The sequence below is a fragment of the Eisenbergiella porci genome (assembly GCF_009696275.1).
GTDB lineage: Bacteria > Bacillota > Clostridia > Lachnospirales > Lachnospiraceae > Eisenbergiella > Eisenbergiella porci.
On sequence record NZ_VUMI01000002.1, the window covers coordinates 46,710 to 68,046 of the forward strand.

The window sequence follows — 21,337 nt, forward strand, 5'->3', positions numbered from 1 at the left end:
AGAAGGTATAAGCAGTTTTTTATTTGCTTTTACAAAGGTGCTTCCTTACGCCGGTATTACCCGGGTCAAGTGGTAAGGGTCAGAAACCATCGGTTTCAGTCTCAGCAATCGGCTCCCCTAGCGTGCATCTGTATTAAATTCTTATTTACTATAAACTGGCAGCGCAGAAAAGTCAAGAGTGTATCTGGAAAAGTACAAGTTTATGAAAATAGATTGGAGAATGTAAAATTATCACTAGCCAGATTGACATAAAGTAATTATACTATAAAAAAGTAGTAAAAAGGAATGGCAGGGATATTAGAGATGATTGACAGATTGTTTGCAGAACGGCTAATAGATAAATTATCACAGTTTACAGAATATAATATTAATATTATGGATGAAGATGGGATTATTATTGCAAGCAGGATGAAAGAACGTGTCGGTTCATTCCATGAGGTGGCATTTCAACTGATGAAGGGAGACGAGGACAGCAGGGTTGTTACGAAAGAAGATTCGGATAAAGGCGTAAAATGCGGCGTTAATATGGTGGTTCATGTAAACAAAAGAAAAGAGGGGGTGGTTGGTCTTTCCGGAGATCCACGTGAGATTATGCCAGTTGCAAAGATTGTAAAAATGTCTGTTGAATTGATGCTTGAGTACGAGTCCTACAAGTTTGAAAGTCTGCGAAAATACAATTTAAAGGAACAGCTGGTACATCTTATCCTGTATAGTGATGATTTTGTTAGAGAGGATTTGACAAAATATATCGTTGCACTGAATCTGGAAGAAGAGATGGTACGTGTTCCCATCTTGATAGAATGTAAGGATAGTGCGGTAAGTGGCGAAAAACTGAGGATGCTGTTGGAGGATAACAAATTCTTTTCAAGACAGGATTTTGTAGATATTACAAGAGAAGGTTTTCTGGTAATTTTTAAATCTATTGACTGCCCAATCGGATATATTATGCAGGATTATAAGTATATGATTGCAGAGTATTTGGCGTCATTCCTGCAATATATAAGAAATGCAGATATTAAGTCCAGCATATATATAGGGCCGCTGCAAAATGATATCATGTATTACCGACAGGCTTATCTGTATTGTCTGTGGATGCAGAAGAATATAAGAAAATCAGGAAGTTTTTATTTTTATGATTATATTGTAAAATATTTGGAGTCAATGGCATCAATGACTGAATTTCATACGATTTTTCTGATGCTGCGACAGAAACTGGGGCAGAAGTTTATTGATAACTATTTGGAGACAATAGGCGCTTTGATTGAGAATGAGTATAATTTAAATAAAGCCAGTGACTGGCTGCATGTGCATAAGAATACATTGGTGTACAGGCTGGATAAAATCAGGGAAATCCTGAATATGAATCCTCTTTCAAAAAATTCAGACAGAGAATTTATGGAATGTTTTTATTATTATCTGCTAAGAAAATAATGAGAATGGAGTAAAGAATGAAAGAATTCTTTGCTCCATTTTTTTGTGTTGCTAACACAAAAAACAGATGAAATCTTTGGTGAAGGGGGACGAGATGAAAAAAAGACAGATGGCTATAATTAGTTTATACAAAACAGAAGAGCAAATCAATATCTTGCTTAGTTCGGGAAAGCGAAAGGTGCAAGAGAAAAACATGAGAACAGACTACAGGGACGCTGAAACAATCATCCGGAAAGCCATAAATGAAGTATTGCCGGACAAAGCGGTCCGCACTGTATTAAGCCATGTGGAAACAATGGAAAATGTATATGTTGTGGCAGTGGGGAAAGCAGCATGGAAAATGGCTCATACTTGTCAGGAAATTTTGGGCAGTCATATAAGAAAAGGTATCATTTTAACAAAGTATGGCCACGCAGAGCAGGGATTGCCCGGTTTTGAAATTGTTGAAGCAGGGCATCCAATTCCGGACAGTAATTCAATTATGGGGACTCAGAAAATTATTGATATGGTAAAAAGTTTGACGGAGAAAGATAATATTATTTTTCTATTGTCAGGAGGAGGGTCTTCTTTATTTGAAAAACCAGTACCCGGAATTACATTGGCGGATATACAGGAAGTAACACAGCAGTGTTTAAAATGTGGAGCCAGTATTACTGAAATTAATACCATAAGAAAAAGACTGTCGGATGTTAAGGGGGGAAAGTTTGCTGCGTATTGTGCGCCTGCAAGAATATGCGCAATTGTTTTGTCTGATATTCTGGGCGACAAGCTGGATATGATAGCATCGGGACCTGCATTTGCAGATACCTCTACATGCGAGGAAGCATTCAGCATTATTGAAAAGTATAATTTAAAACTAAAACAGCATATTCTTTCTGCATTAGGGCAGGAGACTCCAAGAATTGTAGATAATGTTGAAACATATCTTACAGGCAGCGTAAGCGAGTTTTGCAGGGCAGCAGCTAAATATGCAGAAGAACTGGGATACAAGTCTTATATTTTATCGAACACGTTAGATTGTGAGGCAAAGGAAGCGGGTAAGTTTATCGCTTCGATAGCTCGTACGGTAATGGAAAAGAAAGACTACAGCCTCAGACCGCCTTGTGCAATTATTGTAGGAGGAGAAACGATAGTAAGAGTTTCAGGCGAAGGAAAGGGAGGCAGAAATCAGGAAATTGTAATAAGTGCTGCACAGGGAATCAGAGATTTGGAAAATGTAGTAATATTTTCAATCAGTTCCGATGGGACAGATGGTCCTACTGATGCTGCTGGGGGAATTGTGGATGGGAAGACCTGCGCAGCTCTGGAAGCATTGGGGATAAGTTGTGAGGAAGCACTGAAAAATAATGATACTTATCATGCTTTGGAGAAGACGGGAGGTTTGGTCAGAACCGGAGCAACGGGGACAAATGTGAATGACATAGCAGTCATTCTTTGTAAATAAAATGGGAGGTATGGTTAATGAAAGATTCAATTCATAAGTATTTTCAAATTGGGACGATTCAATGGATGAGCCATCCACCGGCGGATTATGAAGTCTTGGATTCCATAAAGACCATCTGCTGTGATGAATTTTTCGATGCATTGGAAGTAACACAGATAAAGGAGGATTCCGTACGCGAAGCGGCAGGCAGAATGCTTGAACAGGCCCACATGAAAGTCTGTTATGGAGCGCAGCCCAGGTTGCTTGGCCCCGGATTGAATCCCAATAATGTGGATGAAGAAGGCAGGCTGCAGGCAGAGAGAACTCTTTTGGAAGCTGTAGATGAGGCTGAAATGCTGGGGGCAAAGGGGATTGCCTTTCTGGCGGGAAAATGGGAAGAAAAAACAAAAGATCAGGCTTACCGGCAACTGCTGAAAACGACTAAAAATGTATGCGATTACGCCGCCGGTAAAGGAATGTTTGTAGAATTGGAAGTATTTGATTACGATATGGATAAAGCAGCGCTAATCGGGCCTGCACCATATGCGGCAAAATTTGCGGCGGATATGAGGAGTATGTGCAGTAACTTTGGGTTGATTGTGGATTTATCTCATTTTCCTACAACATACGAAACATCCAAATTCGTAGTTCAGACGTTGAGACCTTATATTACACATTTCCATATTGGAAACGCGGTGGTGAAGAAGGGTTGTGAAGCATATGGGGACCAGCATCCCAGATTCGGATTTCCTGAAAGCGCTAATGATATCGCACAATTGTTGGATTTCTTCCGGGTTCTTAAGGAAGAAGGATTTTTAAATGCTGAAGCTCCTTATGTATTATCCTTTGAAGTAAAGCCTTGGAAAGGAGAAGATGGAGATTTAATACTTGCAGGAACAAAAAGGGTAATCAATAGAGCATGGGCACTTTTGGAAGATTAGAAAGGGGCAGTTATGAAAATAGTAATTTTAGATGGGTATACGGAAAATCCTGGTGATTTAAGCTGGGAGGGGTTTGAAGAACTGGGGGAATTAACGGTATATGACAGGACTCCCAAAGAAGAAGTAATCGAAAGAATTGGCGATGCCGATGCAGTAATTGTTAATAAAACTCCATTAGACAGAGGTGTGTTTGAGGCCTGTCCCCAAATTAAATATGTTGGGGTGCTGGCTACAGGTTATAACGTAATTGATATAAAAGCAGCAAGAGAACGGGGAATTCCAGTATGCAATATTCCGACCTATGGAACTACAGCTGTTGCACAAATGACCTTTGCCCTGCTTCTGGAAATCTGCCATCATATTGCAGAGCATTCAGACGCCGTTAAAAAAGGGGAGTGGTCCAATAATCCTGATTGGTGCTTCTGGAAGTATCCGCTGATTGAACTGGCGGATAAGAAAATGGGAATTATAGGATTTGGCCGAATCGGACAGGCTGTAGGTAAACTGGCAAAAGCATTTGGAATGCAGGTATTGGCCTATGATGCCAATCAGAATAAAAGCGGGAAAGAAATCGGAGAATATGTTGCTTTAGATGAACTTCTTGCACAGTCTGATGTGATTTCATTGCATTGTCCGCTGTTCCCTGAAACAGAAGGAATAATCAATAAGAAAAACATCAGTAAGATGAAGGATGGGGTTATTATCATCAATACGAGTCGCGGACCATTAATTAAGGAAGAAGATTTGGCGGATGCACTGAGGAAGAAAAAGGTTTACGCAGCGGCCTGTGACGTGGTATCCACAGAGCCGATTCTGCCGGACAATCCGCTGCTTGGCTGCTATAACAGTATCATAACGCCCCATATTGCATGGGCACCTAAGGAAAGCCGACAAAGGCTGATGGATGTCGCGGTTTCTAATTTGAAGGCATTTGCAGACGGTAAGTGGACGAATGTAGTTAATTAAGTAACTATTATAAAAACTATTTAAGAAAAGGGGAAAACTTATGAAGAAGAAAGTACTGGCAACTATTTTGGCGGTAGCAATGACGTTGGGGCTGACTGCCTGCGGATCCGGGGGGAACGGTGGGACAGCTGAGAGCAGTGCACCCGCAGCGGCAGAAGTATCGAGTGAGGCTCCGGCAGCCGACACACAGGAAGCTTCGGCGGAGACAGGAAGTGAACAGGAGCCTTTTGAAGGGACAATTACTATTGCCTGCGGTGCGATGGAATCCGAGGCTTTGCAGCAGATTCTGAAGCTTTACCAGGAAAAAAATCCAAATGTAAATCTTGATATTATTGTGACTCAGACAGTTACAGATTTTGAAACGATGATGACAGGCTGGATTGCAGCTGATACGCTGCCGGATATGTATATTGCACAGGTTGGTTCAGTGGAGCAGGGATATGCTGCGAATGGTTATCTTGAACCTTTAACGGATTCAGGTCTTCTGGACAGACTGGTCGAGGGTGACAGAGAACTTATTTCCTATAACGGTGATGTATATGCGTTCCCTATGAATCTTTCAGTATCAGCTATTATTGTAAATAATGGTGTTCTGAAGGAAGCCGGTATTGAACTGAATCATGATAATTATCCTAAATGCTGGCAGGATCTTCTGGATTTATTTCAGAAATGTGTGGATGCCGGTATTGAGAAGCCGGTAAGCCTTGCTGGCCAGGATGCTTCAGCGGTAACTGCGTGGACTTTCCAGTATATTTACCAGGCAATTTACGGACAGAATCCCAACTGGTATGCAGATATTCTCAGAGGAAACGCCGCTTGGAATGATGATCTTTATATGGAAATGTTCAATAAATATTCTGAAATGCTTCCCTACATCGGTGATGACGCCCTTGGAACCGGCGCTGATGGTATGAGAAAGAAATTTATTACTGGTGAGTCTCCTATTTACTTCCAGGTTGCCGGTGAAGTTGGAACTCTGAAGGAACTGGATCCTGAATTGGATATTCTGCTGCTTCCTTCCGCATTTACGGATGATCCGGCGGATCAGACGATTATTTCCGGATTTGACTCAGGAATCAGTATTACCAAGAGTGCAAAAAACAAAGAGCTGTGTTTTGATTTTCTTGATTTTATTACATCCGCTGAAGGGGCAACAATTCTTACGAGTACGGCGGCTTACCTTCCTACTACAAAGGATAACCAGATGGAACTGGATCCTGCGTTTGACCTTATTTACAGTATTTTAAAGAACGATGAGCTGCCTAACAGCCCCATTTTATCCCGTCAGTGGATTCCCGGTGTGAAAGAAATTATGAAGACAGGCCAGCAGAACTGGTTTGCCGGTGAAGATGCCAAATCTGTAGCCGATAAGATTCAGGAAGAGCATACAAGATTAATGGAAGCTGATCCAGCATGGGTTGAGAATTTCCTGGCTAACTACAAAGATAAGTAATACTGATTAGCTGTACATGTTTCGGGCTGTTGGAACATATTCTGACAGCCCGTACTTTTTGGGAGGTGCGCAATGAAACCAAAGTTAAAGACGACAATAGTAGAATTTATGCTGGTGTTACCGGCGCTGGCCCTGTTCTGTCTGTTTGTTGTATATCCGCTTATAGGCGGGATTTACTATAGCTTTACGAACTGGAACGGAATAGATCTGAATATGAGTTTTATAGGTTTTGAGAATTATTTCAGTATATTCAAAGATAAGTATGTGCTTGAGCCATTAGCCAATACATTCATATATGCATTTTTTTCTATGATTTTACTGAATGTCCTTGGACTTATTTTTGCTGTGGGCCTGGAAAGGCTGACAAGAGGAAAAAATTTGATGCGCGCCCTGCTTTTCGTACCTGCTGTCCTGAGTTCCCTGGTAGTAGGATACATATTTAAGTTTGTATTTGGCGAACCGGTTGCAGCATTGGGAAAAATTCTGGGAATTAATGTTATGGCCAATAATCTTCTGGGAAGCAAGGATTTCGTCTTGGCAATGGGGATTTTAGTAGCCACCTGGAAGATGGCGGGCTGGTATATGGTTATTTATATTGCAGGCCTGCAGAATATTGATCAGTCTCTTTATGAAGCGGCAGATATAGACGGAGCTACCGGCTGGAAAAAATTCCGCTATGTTACGTTTCCGTTGATTGCCCCTGCTTTTACTATTAATATGGTACTTTCCGTAGAAAGAGCTTTTAAGGAATATGACCTGCTCTTTGCTTTAACAGGTGGCGGTCCCGGACGGGCAAGCGAATTGATCTCAATGACTATATATAATGAATCTTTTACAAACAAAAGAGCCGGATATGGATCTGCCCTGGGTGTAATTCTTTTCCTGATTATTGTAGCAATTACGTTATTCCAGATGCTTGTATTAAGGAGGCGGGAAAATGACATCAATTACTAAAGCCGAAACAGATAAAAAGAAGCTGAGCAGCAAGAAAATAAAGACAATGATTATTGAAGTGATTATGATCCTTGTAACGGCTGTTACCCTTTATCCTTTTCTTATTATGATCTTTGTCTCACTGAAATCTACAAAAGAAGCATTGATAAGCCCGAATACCTTCCCCTCAGAGCTCCATTTTGAGAACTTTGCAAAGGCCTGGGAAATTATGGGCTATGAAAGGGTGTTCCTAAATACATTAATTATTACAGCAGTCAGTCTTCTTGGAATCGTAGTATGCTCCGGCATGGCGTCTTATATCATCGCCTGGTCAAAGAATACCAAATTCTACAGCTTCCTTTATATCTTTTTCCTGTGTGGCATTATGATTCCTTTTTATACAGCGCTGGTGCCGCTTGTTAAGCTGATGACCGATATCCATATGACAAATTCACTGCTTGGAATGATTATTTATTATTGTGGACGTAATATGCCTATGGCTGTATTTCTGTATGTAGGTTTTATCAGGGGGATTTCAGGAGAGATACTTGAAGCAGGAAAGATTGATGGTGCCAGTGTATGGACATTATACTGGAGAGTGTTATTTCCGATACTAAAACCTATTACAACCACAATTATTGTTCTGGATGCATTAAGTTTGTGGAATGATTTCCTTTTCCCTAGAATGATGCTTACTAAGTCAAATCTGCGGACAATTGCATTATCACAGTTTTATTTTACGGGAGAATATGGAAATAAGTGGGAGCTCGCATTTGCTGCCTATCTGCTTACAATAATACCGATTTTGATTTTATATTTCTTATTACAGAAAAATATAATTAAAGGAGTTGCAGCCGGAGCGGTTAAGGGCTGATGGAGGATAAAACTATGGGGAATGTATGGTGGAAAGAACCTATGAGAGTTTTGCAGTATAATTTGCAGGTTCGTGATACGCCCGGAATGGATGCAGAAAAAATAGCCAGGGAAACGGAAGAAATGGCTGCCAATGTGGTAGTAATGAATGTAGGCGGAATCTATGCCTGGTACCGGAGTAAGGTTAAATATCATCATGTCAATGAGTTTCTTCCGGAAGGACGGGATTTGCTTCAGGAATGGATTGATGCGTTTCATAAAAGGAATATTAAATTCGTGGCCAGGTTTGACTTCAGTATTACGGATGATACCACATATCAGCAAAAGCCCCAGTGGTTTGCAAGGCATAAGGATAAAAGCCCCTACTATAGGGGAGAAAAAAGGATGGGAAACTGGAGTCTGTTTTTGAATACCTGTGCAACTGGGGGATACAGGAATGAGGAAGTAGGAGTTCCTGTCATCAAAGAGGTTCTGGAAAACTATGATATAGATGGGATATTCTTTAACGCACCTTTTGCTTCCGCTTGTTTTTGTGAAAGGTGCCAGGAAAAATATCTTCAGAAATATGGAAAAGAAATGCCGGACAATCCGGATGATTTTGAATCGGATTGGCTTTCCTATTGTACCAAGGAAAATATCGGTGTTATCTATAAAGCCATAAAAGATGTAAGGCCGGAAGTTCCTATGATTTTATATTATTGTCCGTTTACTTCCAAAACAAAGGCATTTGGAAGGTTTGACAGAGATAACATTTATGACAGATATGCTACGGCGGATTTGATATGTACGGAATCACAGAATGTTTTAAGCAATGGCATCAATGAGATTCCGGAAACAATTCATCCGGTGCTGTCCATGAAAGCCGGGCAGACCGAGGATGGTGAACTGTTGCCTTTTGGAATTATTCATTCCTGTCCGGGAATGGACTGGAGACATGTGGGGCTTCCGGAAAACGAATATCTCCCCTGGATGTGTCAGGTGCCTGCGGCAAATGGAACTATCTGGCATTCGGTAACCGGCTATAATGATACGATTACTGATAAGCGAATCATACATACAATAACGGCTGTTGATAAAATGATCGTGAAATGTGAACAGGATATGCATGGCGCTAAAAGCAAGGCGGACGTCCTGCTTTTATGGAACGGTTCAAAAGCTGGGAAAAACTGGGCCGATATTTTGATGAAGGAACATATTCAGTTTGATTTGATGCATGATTATCGCATTAATAAGGAACGGCTGATGACATATAAAGCGGTAATTATACCAGAGGGCTTTCCTGTGAAGGATGGCCTGGATAAGGTTCTCGCAGCTTATGTATCCGCCGGCGGAAGTTTGCTTGCGGAACGATGCGAACCGGATGAAATAACGCAGCTGGCCGACTTTTTCGGTGTGGAAAAAAATGTCCAGAAGGGAGAATATCTGTATGCCAGCTATATGCGTTTTGAAGGGAAAGGCGCACCAATAAAGGAAGGAATGGATACAGATAAAGCCGCATTCAGGGGAGAGGTAAATTACTGTATTCCGTTCCGGGAGACAGAAGTTTTGATGACTCTTGTACCTCCGTTTGCCCCTATGGAAGTAGTCGGTGCGCCGCCTGAAAGAGCATCCATACCTACACCTGTTACAGATATACCGCTGGCAATGCTGCATAGTTATGGAAGCGGAAAAGTGCTGCTGATTCCTTTCAATTATCATATGCTGGCTGCATCATTTCATCTGAAGGATCACTACCGGATGGCTTACAATATGATAAAGCTGCTGTCCGGAGAGGATATGCTGCTGAAAACAAATATGCCCTCAGGAATACAGACAACCTTATATGAAAAGGATAATCAGATCCTGGTTCATCTTGTTAATGAAACAGGACAAAGACCGTTGATGGATACAATTCCGGTATATTCGCTAAGCTGCAGTATTGCAATACCTGAGAAAAAACATGTTATGGCTGTAAGATCTGTAATTGGAGAAGAAAATGTTTCATACAAAGAATCTGCAGGCAGAGTGGAAATATTATTAGATAAGCTGGAAGTATGGGATATGTTGTCCATTGACTTAAAATAGGGGGATAAAAATATGCTTAGCTTAATTAGGAATGATTATTGTGTAACGGATGCAGTCAAATTTGCTTTAGGGGAATTGGAAAAGGTCCTCTCTGACGATAAGGTGTTGCAGCTGGAGGTAAAACAGGACGATACTATAGAAGAACAGGGATATCATCTGACAGTTGAAGGAGACAGATTTCAAATTATTGGCGGCGACGAAGCCGGAGTTATGTATGGAGTTCTTGATCTCGCTAAAAAGGTGGAGCATAACGGCGGCATCAAAGGGATCCAGCCGGCTTCTGTGACACCTTATATTAAAAGCAGGGGAATCAAATTCAATATTCCGCTGGATGCCAGAACTCCCAGCTACTCTGACGCATCAGATTCCGCATCACATAATATAGAAAATATGTGGGATCCTAATTTCTGGACGGAATTTTTGGACAGGATGGCGCTGAATAAATATAATACGCTGTCTTTATGGACGTTATCACCATTTCCTTCCCTGGTAAGAATTCCGGAATATCCACTGGTATCACTGGATGATGTGAAACGAACTACAAGGCCGTTTAAAGCTTCCCTGGAAGGAAGAAATATGTATTCCCCGGATTTTGAAAACAGTCTGGTAACTGTTAAAAAAATAGGTATTGACGAGAAAATAAGCTTTTGGCAATGGGTGATGGAATATGCGAAGGCGCGTTGTATTCAGGTGATGATCTTTACCTGGAACCTGTTTTCTTTTGGGACGGAGCATAATCCGTATGGAATCACGGACAGACAGGACAATCCTGTAACAAAGGATTATATATATTGCGGAACCAAGGCATTGATGCATACCTATCCTTTGCTGGCGGGAATAGGCGTGACTGCTGGAGAAGATATGTTCCGGGATGAAACGGATGTGCCTTTTATTGCAGATTCCTATGGAAGAGGCATCCGGGACGTTCTGGCGGAGACACCGGAGCGGCCGTTCCGCTTTATTCACAGAATGCAGATGACCAGATATGACAGCATAATGAAAGAATTTGAAGAATTTCCGTGTCCTTTTGAAATTAGCTTTAAATATTCACAGGCACATATGTATTCCAATACCAGACCAACATTTATTGATGATTTCTTAGAAGAAAAGAATCCGGACGTTAAAATATGGCTGACTGTAAGAAATGATGATTTCTATATGTATCGCTGGGGTGATCCCGAATTTGCCTATGAGTATTTGAAACAGATGCCGGTTTCCTGTATGCAGGGCTTTTATATGGGACCTGATGGATATACCTGGGGACGGGATTATATGGATAAGCATGATATGTCTCATCCATTATTCATAGCCAAAATGTGGTATATGTTTATGATCTGGGGGCAGCTTTCCTATAACCTACAGCTGCCCAGAGAATATTTTGAGCACGAGATAAAGAACTATTTCGGAATTAATCAAGAACAGCTTCTGTATGATACGTGGAAAGTGGCGTCCGATATTGTACCGGAGGTTAATTGTACACACTGGCATGATTTTGACTTCCAGTGGTATCCGGAAGGCTGCTGTATGTATGAACCTCAGACCGATAAGCTGGTATTCGCAGACATTAATGAATTCATTTCCTGCCGTAGTGTGCCGGGAGATAACTATTTATCTGTGGAGGAATATTGCAGAGAAAAGGCGGCAGATGAAAACAGCGACAAGATAACGCCCCTGGAGCAGGCTGAGTCTATTTGGAATCACGCGGAAACAGCTTTGGAAGGTGTGGGAAAGCTGCTTGAAGAGGGCACGGCAGGAAAAGAACTTATGAATACGCTGAACGATATCCAGGCATTAGGCTACCTTGGGTATTATTACTCCCTGAAAATTCGTGCAGCAGTTTCACTTTGTATGTACAGGATGACCGGAGAAGCATCACAGCAGGAAGAAGCAGTAGCATTGCTTAAGCAGGCGGAAGGCTATTGGAAGATGTATTCCCGTAAGTCAAAGGAAATGTATAAACCGCAGGTTCTGACAAGATTATGCGGCTGTGTGGATGTAGAACGGTTTAATGAGCAGGTAAAACTGGATGTGTTGTTAGCTATGGAAAAGTAGATTTATATATTAATGGAATATTTGTCAGAGAAAGGGGCTATCAGTAAAGGGATAGCCCCTTTTCTCTGAATAGCTCTCTTATTAGTAATGATTTATACCAGGATTAGATGTAATAATAATGTTATTTACAGTTTTCATATTAGGTCAGACAGTATGTTGGTTTTTTCCTTTGCGTAATGGAGTTATGAGCGGGCTTTCCCTGGCTACAGTAATTATGGAAGCTGGGGAGACTTCAGGAGCGTTAAAGCAGGCAGATTTTGCATTTAAACAAGGGCGTCAGATTATCATTCCGGAAAATGTGCTAAGTATTCCGAAGATTACATGGGCTCAGAAATATGTCAAGAATGGGGCTGCCGTTGTGAAAAGTCCTATGGATGTGTTAAAGGTTTTGGCAGATAATAATATCTTTAAGATGAAGAAAAAAACAGAAACAGTGCAGCAGACATTGGCAGATTATTTAGAAGAAACTCAGAAAATTATGAAGAAAAAATTGCCGGACGATGAAGGAACAGACTGGAAGCAGCCAATGGTAATTGAGGGGTGATAGCTATGTTTCGATGTATTACTGAATTAAAGGGGCTTGTGGTGGATGTTGACAGTATTGATACGGAATTAAATGAATGGGCTTGGATATTTGAAAAATATCAATGTGTTTTTATTACATCAAAAGAGGATAACGCTAGACATCCATGCAAGAAGAAGCGATATAAATCAAAAGAAAGGAACGTATTGGTCTTCTACAGTACCACAGGTGAGTTGCCAGGAATGTCGGCAAGCTGGGCGGATATATGCCGGCAGATTACGCGGCTCCCATTTCCTATATTGTAAGCATCAGCCCGCTGGAATTCAGCTCTTCTGCTAACAACTGCTATGACAGCAGCAACTTCGGCACCCTCGCCAATGACCTGACAATCGTATTGAATGAAATGTTCCAGCGCAACATGGATGCGGACGTTGCCCGATACCGTAAGCTGCGGAAATGTACAGCCGAAGGCGGTCCTTGGCTTCGGTGAGGATAAATTCATAGGCTTCCAGAGTTACGAGAAGATCATGCATAACTCCTCCTAGTAAAATCCATAGGGAATAACTTCCTGCTCGCCCTTATGAGCCTGGTTTCCAACCCTGTCGGATTCATCCTGGCCGCCTCTAAACAGTGGTGGTACATTACTATCCCTCAGATGACCTCCTGCTGAAAATGACAGGATTCTTCAAAAAGAAAGAAGCCTAAAAGGAGCATCTATGAGAGCAAAGAAAATTACTATGCTTCCAGAGTGAGAAACTGGAAGTATTTTAATCAGGTGACCTTGGACTGTGGCGGGGAGGACTGTAAATGGTTCGGAATGCAGGGTGCAGACGGCCGGATTTCGGCTTGAAGGATGTGTTCGGCTGCTCCTTTACCGGAATTGTCAAAGACACCAGATGGGACAGCTATCAGATGGTGAGGATGGCGCACCCGGTTTTTGCAGGCATGGATATTGAACGAGCGGAAATGATAATGAATGAGTAGGAGACACTCCTTTGCACAAAACAGAAGGCGGATTATGTGCCGACAGATAGAACTGCTGTTGGGGCGGCTAGTCAGTTTCCAGAATGTATATCAGGAAGCGAAGCATGTATATCATCTGTTTCCTGTTCTGGTTGAAGAACGTGAACGTTTTCAGTCTTATCTGAAAGAGATTTCATTTATTGATGCTGAAGATGCTGCCGAAGGTATTGTGTCTATGTTATTGAGCTCGCCTAAGTGGGAAAAAGTATACAATATGGGATGGGATCGGTGCAGATATACTTTAACAGAAATTGCGGACGTTGTAGCTGATGTTTCCGAGAAGTTTGGTTACGGAAGGCCGGAAGTTATTCTGGAAAAACAGGATATCAGTCTTTGGTCTGGAATAGATTCTATGCGTTTTATGGAGCATACTGGTTGGAAAATTTCGTAATTGTTATACATCCTATTTTTCATGTACAAATAGAATTCCGTACATTAAAGCTTTTTTAATATCATCAATTGGATGTGTGGTTTTATCGTTTATTTTTATGGGATGGTTTCACTATGGTGTATGGGGATTAATTGTAGCTCAGATTATTAGCCAGGGGATTTACAATGCTTGGGCATGGATGGTAAAGGCACATAAAGAAATGGATTTGTCGGCTCAAGAGACTATTTTCTATGGTTGGCGGGAAACAAAGCAGATTATAGAAAGTTTCCTAAAGAAAAGGAGCAAAAGAAATGTCTAACAAAGTACTCATTATAGGCGATGCAATGCTTGATACATACATATATGGCAAGGTAGGTAGAATCTCACCTGAAGCACCTGTACCGGTGATAGAATCATTTAAAATTATGCAATGTTTAGGTGGCGCTGGAAATGTTGCACGTAATGCAGTTGCACTTGGTTCCGAAGTTTCTGTGATATTTACGTTTGGAATGGACCAAGATGGGGATAGCTTACATGAAATGCTAAAAGAGTGGGGAATTAATTGTCAATATCTGTTACGCAGTTATTCTTTAAAAACAATAAATAAGACAAGAGTTGTAGGTAACGATCAACAGATTGCCAGAATTGATTATAATGATTTATATTCTCTTACAACAGAAATGGAAGAGAATATTGTCCGATTTCTTGAAGTGTAGTGTAAAGGAGCAATAAAATGAGTTGTATCCAGGAAAAAATTATAGGAGAAATCCAGGATTCTATCGAAGCGAAACAAAAAGTTCTTGACAACTTTGAAATATTAAAAACATTGGAATTAATGGCGGACCAGATTACTGAGACGTTAAAAAAAGGCGGTAAGATTTTGTTATGTGGTAATGGTGGTTCAGCAAGTGATGCATTACATTTTGCTGGTGAAATTGTTGGAAGGTTTCAAAAAGAGAGAAAAGCATATAATGCAATTGCGCTTAATGCTGATGTTGCAACGATGACAGCTATTGCTAATGACTATGGATATGACCAGGTTTTTTCGAGGCAAGTTGAAGGTTTGATGACAGATAAGGATGTACTTATTGGTATTTCAACAAGTGGAAATTCAAAGAACATAATTAAGGCGGTTGAAAAAGCACATGAAATTGGAGGAAAGGCATATTTATTTTCCGGCAAAGACGGTGGCAAATTAAAAGATATATGTGATTTATGTATTATTGCGCCTTCGGATGTAACAACACATATACAGGAGGTTCATGAATGTTTATACCATATTTTATGTGGACTTATCGAAAATGCGATGATTGAGGTTTATAGGAATTGAATAAAGCAATTTTTTTGGATAGAGATGGTACTATAAATGTAGATAAGGGCTATCTGTATGAAATAGATGCATTTGAACTTTTACCAGGTGTAATCAGTGCACTTAATATGTTTCGAAATTTGGGTTTCTTATTAATTATAATTACTAATCAATCAGGAATAGCCCGGGGATATTATTCTGAAAGGCAATACCATTTATTGAATGATTGGATGATCAAAATGCTTATGTCTAAAAATGTTCCAATAGATGCATCCTACTATTGTCCACATCATCCAGATGCAAAAATAGACAAATATCGCATAGACTGTCAGTGTCGCAAACCTCAGATAGGTTTATTTGAAGAGGCAATTAAAACATTTGATATTGATTTAAAAGATAGTTTTTCTATTGGTGACAAGTTACGTGATTGTTCTATTTGTAAAGATACAGCATGTCATGGATTCTTAATTGGAAATAACGAAAATGAAAATATTATTAAATAAGTAAAATTGGAAAAATTCCATAATATTCAATATGCAGAAGATTTAAAGAAAGCTGCTTTTGAAATAGCAAAAAAATATAACTATTAGTGCTCAACTTTTCTTCTGGAAATAACTATAACAAGTATTTGAATGAATGGTATTAGCGTCCGGCCGACCGGATGTTAATATAAAGAAACCACACACAAAAACTAAGAAAGGGGGATGATTGACATGAAAAAGAAAGTGGCAATTGTTCTTTCAGTAATTCTCGCATGCTCTATGGGCATGACAGCGATGGCGGCGCCTAGTCCGTCCATCCAAAAAGAGCCCGTTGCGCAGGTGGTAGTTAACCCTACTGTCGGAACAGCAGGCAACAATGTTGCAGTACAGGCTACATCTGTCAGCAGTGAAAAGTCAGCAGTTCTTCCTGGTACAACCTTCAAAACCGTTGGCGGACAGGTGGTGGATCCTGCTGCAGTAGCAATGGTGGTAGCACCTGCTACTGCAAGTCAGGCTCAGGCCGCTGCAGCATCTCTGGCAGCAGCACTTGCTTCCAGAAAAACACAGGTAATTAATTTCACCGGCAGGAATGCCCTGTCTCTGACAGACAGATATGGCAACCTGAATGTTGTTAACAACGTTACTGTTGGTCTGACAACAGCTGCTGGTGAAGCAGTTGCTCACAGTGGATCTGTTTCCGCAGCATTTGCGCTTGCAGAAATCCTTGGCGGCACTACTCTGGCTGAAGGTGAAACCATTCAGGCATTATACCAGAGAGCTGACGGTACATGGGTAGCTGTACCTGTAGTTATTAAGAATGGTATGGTCGCAATCGCACTTCCTGCATTTGGTGGTGCTGTAAATGTAACCTTTATAGTAGCCAAGGGCGCTTCTCTTGAAGCAGTACCGGCTGCAACCTCACCCAGAACCTGATAGTTTTGGGCTGAACATTATTTCCAAGTAATAAATTAAATTGTGTGGTTTCAAAAAAATAGGGTTGCGAAAAAGCCCTTTACAGAGAACTATCGGTAATAGCCGATGGTTCTTGTTGTATTACATATGTTCTGCTCAGGTGTGGAAGGTGCGGTGGAGTGACTAGCTTTGCGAGGACAGGCTACATCACACCTTTTCGCAGTTCTAAAGCCAACCCAATCAATCGATCCGCCTGGTCTGCCAGGAACAATGGGATGTTCAACATATCATCATCCAGTTTTAGGTTATCCAGAGAGAACCGGACACGGAGCTTCACCTGATCCGGGAACAGTTCTTTGAATTTCTTGAGACTCTTGCTGGTAGTATTGGTCTCAGACTTGACCTCCACGGGGATAATGTCATTTTCCCGCTGAATAAGGAAGTCCACCTCATAAGGAGGATTGATCTGCGTCCAGTACCGGGGAACCACTTCAAACTGGGTTACCAGGGTCTGAAGCACAAAGTTCTCGGTTAATGCGCCCTTGAATTCGGTGAACAGGCGGTTGCCTTCGCCAAAGGCCGTAGGTGCCAGCAGCGCCAGACGGCGGAGAAGACCCACATCTACCAGATAGATCTTAAAGGCAGAAAGGTCATCATAGGCAGCCACTGGCAGGCCGGGAGCACAGCTTCGGTATATCTTATGCACCAGACGGGCATCTACCAGCCACTGTAAGGCATCTTCATATTCACGGGCTCTTGCGCCCTCCTTGACGACCTTGTAAATAAACTTCTTGTTTTCCCTGGCCAGCTGGGACGGTATGGATCTCCAGATCATAGAAATCTTCGGGAACTCGCTGATATTGGGATGCTTGGCGAAGTCCCGTTCGTAGGCACCGATGATTCCGGACAAGGCTTCCTGCATGGCGGCCACATCCCGTGCCTGCGTCCACATAAGAACAGGTTCGGGCATACCGCCAGTCACATAGTACATTTTGAGTTTTTCATAAAGAGGGTTAAAGAAAGCATCGGGGATTGGCCCAAGCGTATCTACGCTTTCCAGAAACTTCACCAGATTCTCGTCGCCATTGGCAAGCAGGAATTCTGTAAAGGTCATGGGATCTATCTGCATGAAGTTGACCTTACCTACGGGGAAAGAGGAAGGCTTCGCCAGAGCAATGCCAAGCAGAGATCCTGCACAGGCAATGTGATATTGCGGTGCATTCTCGCAGAAATACTTCATGGAGTTGATGACCTTGGGGCAGTCCTGAACTTCATCGAAGATGATGAGGGTCTTTTCAGGAACAATCTTCTGACTACTGGCCAACATCAGATTTTGTAGAATCCGCTCCACATCCTTGGTAGTTTCAAAAAACTGCCTGTATTCCTCATTTTCATCAAAGTTAAAATAAGCTGTATTTTCATAATAGCATCTGCCGAATTCTTTAAGAATCCAGGTCTTGCCTACCTGCCGTACGCCTTTTAAGATCAGTGGTTTACGGTAGGGAGAATTTTTCCATTCCAGTAGCTTTTTCAAAATCAATCGTTCCATAGATACCCTCCATCACACTTTTATTGATATTTATGTGTTTATAAATCACACTTTTATTATATGCAATTCATATTGAAATTACAAGGATCCCACATAATTAATAACTTTTTGGTGTAGTAACTCACATTTTTATATGAAGATTTGTACCGAGAATGCAAAAAAAGGACTGCGTTCCATTTAACAATGGAATCCAGTCCTCTTAACATAGTAATCAAGAGGAAATTGACCAGGGATATAAAGTAGTGTTCAAGGACTGCCAAACAACCTAAGCATTCAGGATGGTAAGCTTATCGAAGCGGTACCGCATATAATTTTCGTAACTGTTCAGTACCCCTCACAGTTACTGCTAAAATCCATCCTAAATCGCCTTTGGCGATGGATTTTAGCACTCTCGAATCACTTTCTTACGGTCAACGCAGTAAATGCGCTGACCTGCTGAACAGTTATTTTCAATAAAATTAAGGCTCGCAGTTTGTCTGTTCAGCAGGTCAGTATATAACTGTTCAGCCAAAGCAGTTTTAAGATCCCGTAGACTTATAATGCCTCACACCCACCCGCCAAAGCAGATAACACGGCAGCAGAAATGCCACCCCTGCCCCCGGCAGCAGCCCATACCACCATTTTCCCCGCCCCAACACGAAAAGCAGCGGATAATACTGCACACAGGCATAAGGAACCACAAAGGTTGCGAACAGAAGAATCTTCTTCCCATAAATATCAAAAGGATATTTCCCATATTCTCTTGCCCCGTCCGTGAGCACATTCATAAATTCCAGCCCTTCCAGCGTGAAAAAACAAATAGCCGCATATATCAGGAAAATTCCCGCAAACAAAGCGGTTCCTCCAAGGAGCATAAAAATAAGGACCACGATTCTGGAAAAGCTCCAGTCAACCGTACCCACAGAAAGACTGTAAGCAAAAATAATCACAGCCTGTACCATACGCCCCAGCCGCGTAAACTCAATGCGCTGTCCCAGCACCTGAAGCACCGAACTGCGGGGACGCACCATAATCCGGTCGAAGGTTCCATTCCCAATAATGGAGGAAAACTGGTCAAACCCTCTTGCAAATGTCTCCGCCAGGGAAAATTCCATCAGAAGGATACCGCAGCACAGCAGCACCTCGCCATAGCCGTAGCCCCTCACGTTTCGGAATCTTTGGAACATAAAATACATGCCCAGAAACACATTAAAGGATGCCAGAAACTGCCCAAGGGCAGTCAGGAAAAAGGAGGTTTTATACTGCATGGTGCTTTTGAGCTGTATCATAAAATACTGCTTATATAAATGCAGGCTGCCGGCCAGTCTTTTAATCAGCCCTTCAAACAGTTTCCCGTCCGGCCCATTCTGATTTTTATGAATTGCCATATTCATACGCTCACCCTCCCTGCACCACGATCTTTTTCATTGCCCTGTATTCCAGTGCCTTACCGCATGCCAGCATGGCGAAAAACCAGAAAATCTGCAGAATAACAGCCCGTTGCAATGCCGCCCCTGCCAAATCCCCGCTGTACACCCGCAGAGCCACATTCTGCATGGCGGCAAAGGGCAGCAGTTCCATCACCTTTCTCACCGCATCGGGAAAGAAAGGAAGCGGAATGATTGCCCCCTGGAAAAACTCCACCATAGACAGCGAAACAAGCCGTATGCCATCCGGCGAAATGGTAAAAAACGAGAGCATATAAATGATCATGCAGAAGGCCACCACATTCAAAAGCCCCAATGCCAGCGTCAGGAGGAACACAAGGAAGCAGGCCGGACCTGCCGGCGCGCCAAGCCCGTAGGGAGCCGGGATGAAAACCGCTATAAGAAGAATGGGAAAACAGCGCAGTACGGCGCGTGACAGCCTTGTCGCCAGGCTTCTGGAAAACCACATATTATAGATTCCAAAGGGCCTGCATAATTCATAGGAAATATTCCCGTTTTTAATGGATTCGAAAATTTCCCCTTCCATGAGCCAGGCCATAAACAGTGCCAGAAATGCCTGCTGCATCCAGATATAGGAGCTTGTGGCCTGTAGGGTCATGGGAAAGGAAGAGGGATCCGAGTCATAAAAAGCACGGAAGGTAAGGATTTCCATAACTCCCCAGAAAAACTGCGTGACGATCCCGGCCAGGGCTGCCGCCCGATACTGCAGCCCCGTATTAAAACGCAGGCGGAAAAAGGAAAGATATTTTTTCATGGCCGCCCTCCTAAATATCATACTGCTGATAGAGGGAGGCCACGGTTTCGTCAATGCTTTCACCGCCCCGGCGGATATCGTCCAGCGTGCCGTCCATAAGGATCCTGCCTTTCCCGATAAGCAGAATCCTGCTTGCCAGTGCTTCGATGTCCTGCATATCGTGGGTGGTGAGAATCACCGTGGTGTGGTGCTCTGCGTTAAGGCGCCTGATAAAATCCCTGACAGCCAGCTTGGAAACGGCGTCCAGCCCGATTGTCGGCTCATCCAGGAAAAGAAGCCTTGGAGAATGCAGGAGAGAGGCCGCGATTTCACAGCGCATCCGCTGGCCCAGGGAAAGCTGCCTGGTAGGCGTGCGCAGAAGCTCGGACAGATTTAACAGCTCCGTCAGTTCATCCCTGTTTTTCCGGTAAACGGCATCATCAATATGGTAGATATCCTTTAAAAGCTCAAAGGAATCGGCCACAGGCACGTCCCACCACAACTGGGAACGCTGTCCGAAAACTACGCCGATATCTGCCACATGCCGGATGCGGTTTTCCCAGGGAATCCGGCCGTTTATGACGCAGGTCCCGCTATCCGGCGTCAGAATTCCGCTGAGGATTTTGATTGTGGAGCTTTTTCCGGCCCCGTTTGGCCCTATGTAGCCTACCATTTCTCCGTCCTGAATCGTAAAGGAAACATCGTCCAGCGCCCTGATTTCCTCATATTCACGGTGGAACAGGCTATGAAAAGCGTTGATAAAGCCCGCGTCGCGCTTGGCAACACGGTAGGTCTTGGTGATATGCGACACTTCGATCATGTAAAAAAGTCACCCCTTTCCGGTGGTATACATTGCAGTGTTTCCGACCGGTA

The 21,337-nt window shown here is 42.5% G+C and carries 21 protein-coding genes and 1 riboswitch; of the genes, 17 read left to right on the plus strand and 4 right to left on the minus strand.

The window, feature by feature from the left end:
• Positions 1-25: 25 nt before the first annotated feature.
• Positions 26-129, minus strand: a riboswitch (TPP riboswitch).
• A 174-nt stretch (positions 130-303) separates the two neighbouring features.
• The 17 genes from FYJ45_RS01400 (at position 304) to FYJ45_RS01480 (ending at position 16,776) form a co-directional block, all read left to right on the plus strand.
• Positions 304-1,431, plus strand: coding sequence for a CdaR family transcriptional regulator (locus tag FYJ45_RS01400; protein WP_154463124.1), 1,128 nt, complete (start codon positions 304-306; stop codon positions 1,429-1,431).
• 94 nt (positions 1,432-1,525) lie between these two features.
• The gene (locus FYJ45_RS01405; protein WP_330588479.1) at positions 1,526-2,875 is read left to right on the plus strand and encodes a glycerate kinase type-2 family protein; all 1,350 of its coding nucleotides are present in this window, start codon (positions 1,526-1,528) and stop codon (positions 2,873-2,875) included.
• Between the two features lie 17 nt (positions 2,876-2,892).
• Entirely contained in the window at positions 2,893-3,795 is a 903-nt protein-coding gene (locus FYJ45_RS01410; RefSeq protein WP_154463125.1) for a sugar phosphate isomerase/epimerase family protein, read from the plus strand.
• Between the two features lie 12 nt (positions 3,796-3,807).
• The gene (locus FYJ45_RS01415; RefSeq protein WP_154463126.1) at positions 3,808-4,761 is read left to right on the plus strand and encodes a D-2-hydroxyacid dehydrogenase; all 954 of its coding nucleotides are present in this window, start codon (positions 3,808-3,810) and stop codon (positions 4,759-4,761) included.
• Positions 4,762-4,801: 40 nt separating this feature from the next.
• Positions 4,802-6,214, plus strand: coding sequence for an ABC transporter substrate-binding protein (locus FYJ45_RS01420; RefSeq protein WP_154463127.1), 1,413 nt, complete (start codon positions 4,802-4,804; stop codon positions 6,212-6,214).
• Between the two features lie 72 nt (positions 6,215-6,286).
• Positions 6,287-7,168 carry a carbohydrate ABC transporter permease gene (locus FYJ45_RS01425; RefSeq protein WP_154463128.1) on the plus strand — a complete coding sequence of 294 codons (882 nt, stop codon included), beginning with the start codon at positions 6,287-6,289 and terminating at the stop codon, positions 7,166-7,168.
• 46 nt (positions 7,169-7,214) lie between these two features.
• Positions 7,215-8,021 (plus strand): carbohydrate ABC transporter permease, encoded by an 807-nt coding sequence (locus tag FYJ45_RS01430; RefSeq protein WP_195841598.1) that lies wholly within the window; start codon positions 7,215-7,217, stop codon positions 8,019-8,021.
• A gap of 14 nt (positions 8,022-8,035) precedes the next feature.
• On the plus strand, positions 8,036-10,084 hold the full coding sequence (locus tag FYJ45_RS01435; protein ID WP_195841599.1) for an alpha-amylase family protein: 2,049 nt from the start codon (positions 8,036-8,038) through the stop codon (positions 10,082-10,084).
• A 12-nt stretch (positions 10,085-10,096) separates the two neighbouring features.
• On the plus strand, positions 10,097-12,136 hold the full coding sequence (locus FYJ45_RS01440; protein WP_154463131.1) for a glycoside hydrolase family 20 zincin-like fold domain-containing protein: 2,040 nt from the start codon (positions 10,097-10,099) through the stop codon (positions 12,134-12,136).
• 118 nt (positions 12,137-12,254) lie between these two features.
• Positions 12,255-12,680 (plus strand): DNA-processing protein DprA, encoded by a 426-nt coding sequence (locus FYJ45_RS01445; RefSeq protein WP_154463132.1) that lies wholly within the window; start codon positions 12,255-12,257, stop codon positions 12,678-12,680.
• 244 nt (positions 12,681-12,924) lie between these two features.
• Complete coding sequence (locus FYJ45_RS01450; protein WP_195841600.1) at positions 12,925-13,149, plus strand: hypothetical protein; 225 nt, start codon at positions 12,925-12,927, stop codon at positions 13,147-13,149.
• A 317-nt stretch (positions 13,150-13,466) separates the two neighbouring features.
• Positions 13,467-13,643, plus strand: a complete 177-nt coding sequence (locus tag FYJ45_RS01455; protein ID WP_154463133.1) for a hypothetical protein — start codon at positions 13,467-13,469, stop codon at positions 13,641-13,643.
• Between the two features lie 34 nt (positions 13,644-13,677).
• The gene (locus FYJ45_RS01460) at positions 13,678-14,073 is read left to right on the plus strand and encodes an NAD-dependent epimerase/dehydratase family protein (protein WP_154463134.1); all 396 of its coding nucleotides are present in this window, start codon (positions 13,678-13,680) and stop codon (positions 14,071-14,073) included.
• A 290-nt stretch (positions 14,074-14,363) separates the two neighbouring features.
• The gene (locus FYJ45_RS01465; RefSeq protein ID WP_154463135.1) at positions 14,364-14,768 is read left to right on the plus strand and encodes a bifunctional heptose 7-phosphate kinase/heptose 1-phosphate adenyltransferase; all 405 of its coding nucleotides are present in this window, start codon (positions 14,364-14,366) and stop codon (positions 14,766-14,768) included.
• 17 nt (positions 14,769-14,785) lie between these two features.
• A complete protein-coding gene (locus FYJ45_RS01470) occupies positions 14,786-15,382 on the plus strand; it encodes a D-sedoheptulose-7-phosphate isomerase (RefSeq protein ID WP_154463136.1) in 597 nt (198 codons plus the stop codon).
• Positions 15,379-15,864, plus strand: coding sequence for a D-glycero-alpha-D-manno-heptose-1,7-bisphosphate 7-phosphatase (locus FYJ45_RS01475; protein ID WP_154463137.1), 486 nt, complete (start codon positions 15,379-15,381; stop codon positions 15,862-15,864). The genes FYJ45_RS01470 and FYJ45_RS01475 overlap by 4 nt, the downstream gene beginning before the upstream one ends.
• Positions 15,865-16,074: 210 nt before the next feature.
• Positions 16,075-16,776 carry a hypothetical protein gene (locus FYJ45_RS01480; protein ID WP_154463138.1) on the plus strand — a complete coding sequence of 234 codons (702 nt, stop codon included), beginning with the start codon at positions 16,075-16,077 and terminating at the stop codon, positions 16,774-16,776.
• A 181-nt stretch (positions 16,777-16,957) separates the two neighbouring features.
• Here the strand turns inward: FYJ45_RS01480 and FYJ45_RS01485 are convergent, their stop codons facing one another.
• From FYJ45_RS01485 to FYJ45_RS01500, 4 genes are all read right to left on the minus strand, one after another.
• The gene (locus tag FYJ45_RS01485; protein WP_154463139.1) at positions 16,958-18,304 is read right to left on the minus strand and encodes an ATP-binding protein; all 1,347 of its coding nucleotides are present in this window, start codon (positions 18,302-18,304) and stop codon (positions 16,958-16,960) included.
• A gap of 518 nt (positions 18,305-18,822) precedes the next feature.
• Positions 18,823-19,677, minus strand: coding sequence for an ABC transporter permease (locus tag FYJ45_RS01490; RefSeq protein WP_330588481.1), 855 nt, complete (start codon positions 19,675-19,677; stop codon positions 18,823-18,825).
• Positions 19,678-19,681: 4 nt separating this feature from the next.
• The gene (locus tag FYJ45_RS01495; RefSeq protein WP_154463140.1) at positions 19,682-20,485 is read right to left on the minus strand and encodes an ABC transporter permease; all 804 of its coding nucleotides are present in this window, start codon (positions 20,483-20,485) and stop codon (positions 19,682-19,684) included.
• Positions 20,486-20,495: 10 nt separating this feature from the next.
• Positions 20,496-21,284, minus strand: coding sequence for an ABC transporter ATP-binding protein (locus FYJ45_RS01500; RefSeq protein WP_154463141.1), 789 nt, complete (start codon positions 21,282-21,284; stop codon positions 20,496-20,498).
• Between the last annotated feature and the right edge of the window lie 53 nt (positions 21,285-21,337).